Annotated in this window: 6 protein-coding genes and 1 pseudogene; all 7 read left to right on the top strand. The window is 35.9% G+C overall.

What is annotated here, in order from left to right; all coding sequences use genetic code 11:
* On the top strand, positions 1–900 hold a 900-nt coding region (locus WBN21_RS05105; protein WP_424198204.1), incomplete at its 5' end, for a LamG domain-containing protein.
* A gap of 15 nt (positions 901–915) precedes the next feature.
* Positions 916–1,332: pseudogene (locus WBN21_RS05100) on the top strand (LamG domain-containing protein); the annotation flags it as partial.
* Positions 1,333–1,398: 66 nt separating this feature from the next.
* A complete protein-coding gene (locus WBN21_RS05095; protein ID WP_424198205.1) occupies positions 1,399–2,031 on the top strand; it encodes a LamG domain-containing protein in 633 nt (210 codons plus the stop codon).
* Positions 2,032–2,128: 97 nt separating this feature from the next.
* Positions 2,129–3,493: a glucoamylase family protein gene (locus tag WBN21_RS05090; RefSeq protein ID WP_424198203.1), complete on the top strand. Its 1,365-nt coding sequence runs from the start codon at positions 2,129–2,131 to the stop codon at positions 3,491–3,493.
* A 2-nt stretch (positions 3,494–3,495) separates the two neighbouring features.
* A complete protein-coding gene (locus WBN21_RS05085; RefSeq protein ID WP_424198202.1) occupies positions 3,496–4,869 on the top strand; it encodes a glucoamylase family protein in 1,374 nt (457 codons plus the stop codon).
* Positions 4,870–4,881: 12 nt separating this feature from the next.
* Positions 4,882–5,673 carry an alpha/beta hydrolase-fold protein gene (locus tag WBN21_RS05080; protein WP_424198201.1) on the top strand — a complete coding sequence of 264 codons (792 nt, stop codon included), beginning with the start codon at positions 4,882–4,884 and terminating at the stop codon, positions 5,671–5,673.
* Positions 5,666–6,803, top strand: a 1,138-nt coding sequence (locus tag WBN21_RS05075; RefSeq protein ID WP_424198200.1) for a glycoside hydrolase family 3 N-terminal domain-containing protein, incomplete at its 3' end; no start/stop codon positions are given. The genes WBN21_RS05080 and WBN21_RS05075, both read left to right, overlap by 8 nt.

Below are 6,803 nucleotides of genomic sequence, written 5' to 3'. Positions count from 1 at the left end.
GTTCAAGCAACCGATATTGAAGGTAAAACAACTTCTGCCGAGGTTAACTTTAGTAAACAACCACCGTATAGCCCGTTATTTGATGGTGAAGTTTTATATATGCCTTTTGATGGTGATTACAGAGATTTAATAAGCTTTCAAATTGCCAGTCAAGTTGGTTCGCCAGGTTTTGCTGGTTCTGGCTACGCAGGTTCTAATGCCTATAAAGGAGTTACAGATTCGCATTTAACATTTCCTTCAGAAGGGTTGCAAAGCAATGAATTTAGTGCCGCTTTTTGGTATAAAGTTAATGCGGACCCTAATAGAGCAGGTATTTTAGTAATGGGTGATGATGCGGCCGATCGTAAACAAGGATTTAGATTATTCAGAGAAGGTAGTGCTACTGAGCAAAGAATAAAATTAAATGTTGGAACTGGAGTAGGTGAAAGTTGGAATGATGGTGGTGTAATTGATGTGACTGCTGGAGACTATGTGCATGTGGCGTTTACAATTTCTCAAACTGAAACAAAAATTTATTTTAATGGTATTGAAATGAATTCTGCAACCTTAGCAGCTCCGATTGATTGGACTGGTGTTGGGCCAATGGATATTGGTGCAGGGGGCGAAACGTTTAGTTACTGGAATCATAAGTCCGATACAAGTGATTTGGATGAATTACGTGTTTTCAATAAAGCCTTATCACAAGCCGATATTCAAATAATGATTAATTCATTTGATCCTTATATTCCGTTATATGGCGAATCATTCTATATGCCTTTTAATGATAGTTACGTTAATTTAGTTGGTGGAACTGCCGCAACCGAAGTTGGTTCTCCAGGATTTAGCGCTGAAGCTTATGAAGGCTCAGCATCTTATATGGGAGCAACTGATGCATATGTAACGCATCCAGTAGGCGATTAGCTAACCAGCCAGTTTAGTGCAACGTTTTGGTATAAAGTTAGCGGAGATCCAGGTAGAGCAGGTATTTTAGTGGTTGGAGATGATGAAACAGATCGTAAACAAGGATTTAGATTATTTAGAGAAGGTAGTGCAACCGAACAGCGCATCAAATTAAACGTTGGTACGGGAGCAGGAGAAAGCTGGAATGACGGCGGCGTTATTGATGTAACAGCTGGTGAATGGGTGCATGTTGCCATGACCATTTCAAATACAGAAAGTAAAATTTATTTAAATGGTAACCCAGTAAATACAGGAACCTTAGGAGCTCCAGCTGATTGGACAGGCTGCGAACAATTTGTTATAGGGTCGGGCGGCCCAACATTTAGCTATTGGAATCACTTGTCAGATAACAGTTTACTAGATGATTTAAGGTTTTATCCAAAAGCGCTTACTGGCGAAGAAGTTATTGCCGTTTTAGGCGGAGATTACGTGACTCCTTATTTCGGATCTACTTTATATATGCCTTTTGATGGTACTAATAAGGATAGTGTTTCAAATGCCGATGCTACAGTTGTTGGAACACCAGGTTTTGCAGGCGAAAGTGCGTTTGGTTCAGATGCGTATCAAGGCGCTGCAGGTGCTTATTTATCGCTTCCAATAGCTAACGTATTGGCTGATCAATTTACAGGTGCTTTCTGGTATAAAGTTAGCGGAGACCCAAATAGAGCAGGTATTTTAACTGTTGCACCGCCTAGAGTTGACGATGCAGATGTTAGAAGTTCTGGGTTCAGACTTTTTAGAGAAGGTAGTGCAACAGAACAAAGAATAAAACTTCAAATTGGAGATGGCACAGGAGATGTTTGGAATGACGGTGAGGTAATTGATGTTACTGCTGGTGAATGGGTTCATATTGCATTTACAGTTACCGAGGACGCTACACAAATTTATTTTAATGGAACAGCTGTGGCCAATAGTGGAAATATGACAGGCAAAACAATAAGTTGGGCAGGTTGTACAGATATTACAATAGGTTCTGGTGCGCCAAACTTTATCGGGTGGAATCATTTATCAGACACTAGTATTATTGATGAACTTTATATGTTTGATAAAGTATTAACCGTCGAAGAAATTCAAGCTGTAATGGCTAATTAATAGCTGTTTAAAGATTTTTAGTTTAGTTTATTTGAAAATTTTAGCTGTGCGTTATTTTATGCACAGCTAGAATTTGTTTTTAATCATTTGCATTTTTATGAAATTCAAACTATTTACTTTATTCATACTATGTCTTTTTTTATGTCATTGTAAAAACAATAAAAAAGAAATAAGCTATAACACAAAGGCAAGTAATAATTATCCAGTTTCAGATGACGAAGCTTTATTGGATACCATTCAAAAACAAACCTTTAATTATTTTTGGGAAGGTGCAGAACCAAACTCAGGCCTAGCCAGAGAAAGATTGCACATGGATGATATTTATGAAACTTCACCAAAAAATACGGTAACTACTGGAGGAAGCGGGTTTGGTTTAATGGCCATTTTGGTTGGTGTAAAAAGAGGTTGGATTACTAAAGAAGAGGCGTTAAATAGATACCTGAAAATAGTAGATTTTTTAGAGAATGCAGATCGTTTTCATGGTGCTTGGCCACATTGGCTAGATGGTGAAACAGGTAAAGTTTATCCTTTTAGCAAAAAAGATAATGGTGGCGATTTAGTTGAAACCGCTTTTTTAATTCAAGGTCTGTTAGCAGTTTCTGAATATTTTAAAGATGGTAATGAAAAAGAACAAGAATTAGTTTCAAAAATCGATAAGCTTTGGCGCGATGTAGAATGGGATTGGTATACTAAAAATGGCGAAGATGTTTTATATTGGCATTGGTCACCAGAATATAATTGGGACATGAATTTTCCTGTGGGTGGTTATAATGAATGTTTAATAATGTATGTTTTAGCCGCTGCATCACCAACACATTCAATTAAAAAATCTGTTTATGACCAGGGTTGGGCACGAAATGGAAAAATTGTTTCCAACGAAAAATATTATGATGAAAATTTAGTTTTAGATTATTATGCACACGACGACGATCCTGTTGGACCTTTGTTTTGGGCACATTATTCATATTTGGGGTTAAACCCCGTTGGATTGTCAGATACATATGGAAGCTATTGGAAACTGGTTCGAAATCAAGCCATCATTCATCATAAGTACGCCATCGATAATCCACATAATTTTAAAGGTTATGGAGATAGTATTTGGGGATTAACTTCAAGTTATTCAATAAATGGTTATAAAGGACATAGACCAAATGATGATATAGGAGTAGTTTCTCCAACAGCCGCATTTTCTTCGTTTCCATACACCCCAAAAGAAAGTATGAAAATGCTTAAAAAACTGTATAAAAACCATGATAGTTTAATTGGTAAATATGGACCTTATGATGCCTTTAGTTTTCAAGATAATTGGTTCACACCAAGATATTTAGCTATTGATCAAGGACCTATTCCAGTTATGATAGAAAATTATCGTTCAGGTTTTATATGGAATTTGTTCATGGGCAATAAAGATGTTCAAAACGGACTTGAAAAATTAGAATTCACTTATAAAAAAAATCTATAAAAATGATACTTCGATTTACCTTCATAATATTATGTCTTGTTTGTTTCTCATGTGATAATGATAACGGACCTGGATATCAAGAACCTTATGATCCTAATGCAGGCGATGATGATCCGGTAATCACACCGCTTACAGACCAAGAAATGATGGATTTAACTCAAAAAGAAACCTTTAAATATTTTTGGGATTTCGCAAATTCAAATTCTGGAGCCGCAAAGGAGCGTTACCATCCAAGTAACCCAACTTTAAATCAAAATGTGGTTACTACAGGCGGAACAGGATTTGGTTTAATGGCTATTCTAGTAGGGATGGAGCGCAATTATATTACAAAAACAGAAGGCGTTGCAAGGCTGAATAAAATTTTAAATTTCTTTAAAAACGCGAGTCGTTTTCATGGTGCTTGGCCACATTGGATAGATGGCGGTTCAGGAAATGTGATTCCATTTAGTGAAAAAGATAATGGCGGCGATTTAGTGGAAACGGCATTTTTAGCACAAGGATTAATTTGTGTGAAAGAATATTTTAAAAACGGAACTACGGCAGAAAAAGAATTATCAGACTTAGCTGATGCCTTATGGAAAGGCGTTGAGTGGAACTGGTATACCCAAAATCAAGAGGTGTTGTATTGGCATTGGAGCCCAAATTATGATTTTCAAATTAATCTTAAATTAAAAGGTTATAACGAAACCATGATTGCCTATGTTTTGGGTGCAGCATCACCAGATTATGCAATTTCTAAATCGGTTTACGAAAAAGGTTGGGCTAGTTCTGGGAGTATTGTTTCTGCTGCTTCCCAATATGGTTTTCCTTTAGTATTAAACCATGCGGGAGGTTCAAATTTAGGCGGACCATTATTTTTTAGCCATTATTCATTTCTTGGTTTAAACCCTAAAAATTTAACCGATCAATATGGAAATTATTGGAATCTTGCCGTAAATCACACTAAAATTAACCGTCAATACTGTATTACAAACCCTAAAAATTATACTGATTATGGAGCAGATTGCTGGGGCTTAACAGCGAGTTATTCTAGAAATTCAGATAATTCAATTGGCTATTCTGCACACAGTCCAACAAATGATACGGGTGTTATTTCGCCTACAGCAGCAATAAGTTCCATTCCTTATACACCTTCTGAATCTTTGGATGTCATGCATTATCTCTATCAAAAAAAGGACAAAATGTTAGGTGTTGCTGGGTTTTATGATGCATTCAGCCCGAATTTCAATTTCTGGGTTGCCGATGCTTATTTAGCTATAGATCAAGGACCACAAATTATCATGATAGAAAATCACAGAACTGGCGTATTGTGGAATTTATTCATGCAAAATGAAGATGTTAAAAAGGGTTTGGATATTTTAGGATTCAATTATTAAAAATGAATTAAAATGACATTAAGAGCTTTTTTGTTAATCTTTATTGTTGGTGTTTGTTCTAAAATAAACGCTCAAGACGAAGCATTTTCAAAAGAGGTTTTTATAAATAATTTCGATACCCTTCAATACAGGTTATTGTTGCCAAAGGATTTTTCAAAGGAAAAAAAATATCCCGTGGTGTTGTTTCTTCATGGCGCTGGAGAACGTGGAATTGACAATCAGAAACAACTGATACATGGAAGTAAATTATTTTTAAATGAAACTGTTAGAGATTCATTTCCTGCAATTGTTATTTTTCCGCAATGTCCAAAAGAAGATTATTGGTCGAATGTTGATGTTGATAGAAGTTCATACCCATTAAAATTAGTTTTTCCAACAAATAAAGCACCAACGCTATCTTTAAGTTTAGTCATGCAATTAATGGATGACATGGTTTTAAAGTCGTATGTAAAACCAGATCAGATTTATGTAGGTGGACTATCTATGGGAGGATTAGGAACTTTCGAAATTCTATACCGAAAACCCAATCTATTTTCAGCTGCCATTTCTATTTGTGGAGGTGGAAACCCAGAAACTGCAAAAACGTTTGCAACTAAAGTACCCATGTCTATTTTTCATGGTGCAAATGACGATGTTTTTGCGCCTGAACTTTCAATAGAAATGGTTTCTGCTATTTTAGAAGCTGGCGGCAAACCAAACTTTAAATTATACGCAATGGATAATCACAATAGTTGGGATTCTACTTTTGCTGAACCGGAATTACTAACCTGGCTATTTTCAAATATAAAACCATCATATGACTAAATTAATCAACCTAAAAGTGCTTTTCGTATTAGTAATAGTTTCATCATTTTTATGCTGTAAAACTAATAATGATTCATCATCAGAAAAGCAATCAGAAAACCTTTATGAAGCTCAAGTAGATTCTATTCTAAACTTAATGACTATTGAAGAAAAAATTGGTCAGTTAAATCTGCCAAGTGCAGGACAGTTTACAACGGGGCAGGCTAAAAATTCTAATATTGGTGAGAAGATTGAAAAAGGTTTAGTTGGTGGGCTTTTTAATATAAAATCTGTTGCCAGTATTAAGGAAATTCAAAAAATAGCTATCGAAAAAAGTAGGTTAAAAATTCCTTTACTTTTTGGAATGGATGTCATTCATGGTTATGAAACAACCTTTCCAATTCCATTAGGATTGTCGGCGTCTTGGGATGTGGATATGATTAAAAAAACAGCTCAAATGGCAGCTAAAGAAGCTACGGCTGATGGTATAAACTGGACGTTTTCACCTATGGTTGATATTTCTCGCGATCCACGTTGGGGAAGAGTTTCTGAAGGTTCAGGTGAAGATGTTTATTTAGGAAGTGAAATAGCAAAAGCCATGGTAGAAGGCTATCAAGGTGATGATTTAACGCTAAACAACACCATGCTAGCATGTGTCAAACATTTTGCCCTTTATGGTGCCCCAGAAGCAGGTAGAGATTACAATACTGTAGATATGAGTCGTATTAGAATGCACAACGAATATTTACCGCCTTACCAAGCTGCAATTGATGCAGGAGTAGGCACCGTTATGGCGGCGTTTAACGAAATAGATGGCATTCCAGCAACTGGTAATGAATGGTTGTTAACAGAGTTATTAAGAGACGATTGGGGTTTTAATGGCTTTGTGGTTACGGATTATACAGGTATTGAAGAAATGCAGTATCATGGGGTTGGTAACTTACAGGAAGTCTCTGCGCAATCTTTAAAAGCTGGTTCAGATATGGATATGGTTTCCGAAGGATTTCTATCAACTTTAAAAAAATCTGTTGAAGAAGGAAGTGTTTCCATAGAATATGTTGATAAAGCCGTAAAGCGAATTTTAACTGCAAAATATAAAATAGGACTATTTGATGATCCTTATAAATATTGTGATTTAGAAAGACCGAAAA

It is taken from the genome of Algibacter sp. (assembly GCF_049667265.1).
In the GTDB taxonomy this organism is placed as follows: domain Bacteria; phylum Bacteroidota; class Bacteroidia; order Flavobacteriales; family Flavobacteriaceae; genus Algibacter_B.
The sequence above is the reverse complement of the archived record's forward strand: the minus strand, read 5'-3'. Positions and strand labels throughout refer to the sequence as shown.

Coding starts and splice junctions, on each gene's coding strand:
- WBN21_RS05095 (WP_424198205.1), top strand. CDS start 1,399: ATGCCTTTTGATGGTACTAATAAGGATAGTGTTTCAAATGCCGATGCT.
- WBN21_RS05090 (WP_424198203.1), top strand. CDS start 2,129: ATGAAATTCAAACTATTTACTTTATTCATACTATGTCTTTTTTTATGT.
- WBN21_RS05085 (WP_424198202.1), top strand. CDS start 3,496: ATGATACTTCGATTTACCTTCATAATATTATGTCTTGTTTGTTTCTCA.
- WBN21_RS05080 (WP_424198201.1), top strand. CDS start 4,882: ATGACATTAAGAGCTTTTTTGTTAATCTTTATTGTTGGTGTTTGTTCT.